Here is a 3833-nt window from a genome sequence, read left to right as displayed (position 1 = left end):
TATTCTTCCCTGGACGTTCCTGCGTTTGTTGGAGCTGCGGATGTGAACGGGGATGCCCTGCCTGATTTGCTGGGCGGCGGAGGCGGGAACGGGACGATCCGCTATTCGTTTGGGCGGCCCGCGAACATGATGCTGAAGGTTCATGCGCCCATGGGGGGTGAGCTTTCGGTTGATTATGCGCCGACAAGTGACGGGGTTGGGAATGACCCCGTTGTCATGGGATCGGATGTTTCGGGCGTAAGGCTTGTCGTCAAGGCTCTGACGGTCGATGACGGCCGTGGTCATGTTGTGCCGACCTATTACCGCTATGCCGATGAAGTCTGGGATGATGTCCTGCGCCAGTCTCGCGGCTTCACTTCAGTGCGGGAGTACTTGCCGAAGCTGGCCAACGAGCCGAACCGCAGCATCCGGACGACGGTGTTTGACACCAGTTCGTCCGCACGCGCCGGTGCCGTCCTTTCCGAGACGCTGTGGTACAATCCGAACTTTAACCCTCTGAGCAGCTCTTATAACCCTGCAACTGCGACGTTGAAGGTCAGCCCGGATGTAGATAATCCGAATACAACCGATGTTGTCGTGTCGCGGGCTTTCAACACCTGGTCCGCCTCGGGCGGGGAGGCCGGCAAGGAGTACGGCCCCTTCATCTTGAAGAAGACCGGGGAACGCCTGGCGGCGAGGTATCGTGAGCAGGATCTCGACCGTGGGCCAAATGAACTTGAACGTTTCCGTCTGATCGAGACCTTGAAGACCTATGCCTACGACTATGAGGGGTCTGCAAACCCCTATGGTGGAGCCTCCTATTCCTATGGTCAGCCGACGCGGACAGTGGATTACGGCTTTTCCGATCCAGTGACAGGTGTCGATATCGACGCCTCGGACAATGTGACGACGGATTTGACCTATGTCCTGCCGACGGCGACCGTTCCGGCCAGTGCGTCAGTAAAGGGCATCTTCGTTGCCGGCTTGCCGGCATCGCGGAAGGTTTCAGACTCCGCCGGCGTCGTCATGGAGGAGAACTACTTCTATGACGGCACGACAACCCTTGGCGCCGCGGCAACGCCTCTTGGCAAGCAAGAAGGGAACCTGACCCGCGTGCGTGGCCGTTCGAGCCTGCCCTCGGGCAGTTTCCGCTTGGTCTCGGTAAAGACCTACGACAGCTGGGGCAATGTGCTGACGGATACCAATGCCGGTGGCTACCAGACGCAATATGCCTATGACACGAAGAAGAACCTGTTCCAGACTGCCGTCACCGATGCACGCGGCAATGTTTCCAACACGAATTGGGATACCGGTTGCCAGGCCGTGAGCGCAACGCGCGATCCAAACAATATCGCAGACACCTTTACCTATGACGGCTTCTGCCGCGAGATCGAGCACAAGCGGTCGCTTACATTCTCGGCGGGTGCAAATTTCGCAAGTCAGTTGCCCGCAGATTTTACGGACAACCCGTTCAGTACGACCGTCACAACCTATTACAACAAGTTCGGCGATCCCAAGGCTGGGGATGGGGTGATCCAACCAGATGGCTCTGAGCACATCGTTGGCCAGTGGATCGGGCGCAACGAGACCTCGGCGATCGCTGGAGGGGAGGGGTTGAAGGTCGAGAAGACCTATCTCGACGGTTTTGGACGAACCTACATGGTCGCCCGCTCGGCCGCGACTTACTCAGATCAAGTGGTAACGATCCAGGAATATGATGCCCGTGGCAATGTGGACTGGACGAGCATCCCGACAACGTCGGCCGATGCCGACCTCTATATGAACGGCAAGTCTCTAACGCGACCCAACGGCACCACCTCGCTCTACCCGATCCTGACCAAGACACTCTACGATCAACTGGATCGGCCGATCGAAGTGCGCTTGCCGGATTACGTCGCCAGTCCCACTAAGCCATATCGCTACGAAGTGACAGCCTATGAGACGGAGCAGGTCACCTATTCCACCGCCAGTGGCTCTGTGACTGCCTGGCTTCCCTCGGTGAGGCACGATGACTCCCAATGCTTTGATCTCGACACGTCCCTGAACTGTGGTCGCACGGCGACGATCTTCGACGGCCATGGGAGGATGATCAAATCTGCCGTCTACAAAGGCACCCTCACCGGAGACAAAAATCCGCAGGATGCAGTTCTGACGCACTTCACCTACGACGCGCTCGGGCGCCTAACCGGGGTTACTGATCCTATCAGTGCGACGTGGAGCTATGTGTACGACGGCTTCGGCAATCGCTTGACCTCGAACGATCCCGACCTTGGCACCTGGACGATGACCTATGATGCCAACAACAACCTGCTGACCCAGACGGATGCCAAGGGTCAGGTGATTACCTTCACCTATGATGAGTTGGACCGGGTTCTGACCAAGACCGTTGCGGCCAACGGGCAATACACCCGCACCGAGTTCATCTATGATGAGCGGGCCACGGCGACCAATGCCAATAAGCTGCGTCTGACAACGCAGCGCGTGTCCTTGCCAACAACCTCTGCCTTGGGTCAATTCACATGGCTCGACACGATCGCGACTGACTATGCGCCCAATGGGGTGCCGGTCACTCAGACCCGGTTGGTGGCCAGCTACAGCGAGTCAACTGGCACAACATTCACTACGCTAATCAATGAATACTCCTATGCCCCTGACGGGACCTCTCTGAGCGAAGTGAAGCTGCCCATTACGCCGGGCGATACATCGAACTCGGTGCGACCACGCACGTCCATTGGCACGATGACCTATGACACAGCAGGCCGCCTGGTCTCTTATGCCAACGGAGCGACGGACCTCATTCACTCCGTCAGCTACGACATCTGGGGCCAGCCCGATATCACACAATATGGCAGCAGCGGCGGGGCGAAGGACGACGTCGACGTCAATCCCTGGCGCGGTTCGATCAATCAGATCCGCAGTTACGAGGCTGGGCAACAAAACGCCTTTGTCCGCTCCCTCTATACCCGAGCCGATAGCGGGCGCATCAAGGCGGTCCAGCTCGAAACCGCGTACTTGGCCACCGGGAATGTCAACAATCCCGCAGCCTTTACCTACACCTATGACTATGCAGGGCGTCTGTTGAATGCAGTGACCCGGACGGATGTCGTGACCAACGCGGCACCGATCGACCTGACGCAGGCCTTCACCTATGACGACGCTGGGCGGATGCTCTCCAACACCGGAGCGGGCGGGGTCTATGACTATAGCCCGGCGGCCTATGGCAGTACGATCCGACCGCCCCACGCCCCAGGTAAAGTCGGCACCACCGTCCTTACTTATGATGCCAACGGCAACATGACGAATGGCCTCGACGAAAAGGTCATTACCTATGACGGTGAGAACCGCCCGGTCTCGGTGCAACGAGGCACTCTGCTGACCTGCTATGTCTATGGCGCGGATGGCGGACGGCTGAAGAAGATCAGCGCAGGGACCGCAGCTGCCTGTCCAGCCCAGACAGCGACTGGGACAGGTGTGACCCTCTATTCCGGCATGCAGGAGATCCGGAACTGGAAAACCGCCGCCGAGCAGATCTTCGTCACCCCGGTGCCGAACATCCGCCTCGCCTATACGACGGCCAATTCCACCGCCTATGATTGGACAGCGATCCACCACGACGCGCTCGGCTCCGTTCGCGGGGTGACCAACTCTGCCGGAGTGAAGGTCGAGCGCAGCATCTATCGCCCCTATGGCAATGCCGACGAGACTCTGACCTGGCGCAGCGGCACTTCCCAGCCCGAGAGCCACGGCTACATCGGAGAACGCCTCGACGCCGACGCAGGCCTCCAGTACCTCAACGCAAGGTACTATGACCCCAAACTCGCCATGTTCATCCAGCCGGATTGGTGGGAGGTCAC

At 58.9% G+C, this 3833-nt stretch carries 1 protein-coding gene; it reads left to right on the top strand.

Annotated elements, in window-relative coordinates; genetic code table 11:
- Positions 1-126: 126 nt before the first annotated feature.
- The coding region (locus GV832_RS21410; RefSeq protein WP_227754607.1) for an RHS repeat domain-containing protein at positions 127-3833 on the top strand (3707 nt) is incomplete at its 3' end.

This window comes from Stagnihabitans tardus, assembly GCF_009925085.1.
Lineage (GTDB): Bacteria > Pseudomonadota > Alphaproteobacteria > Rhodobacterales > Rhodobacteraceae > Stagnihabitans > Stagnihabitans tardus.
The sequence above is the reverse complement of the archived record's forward strand: the minus strand, read 5'-3'. Positions and strand labels throughout refer to the sequence as shown.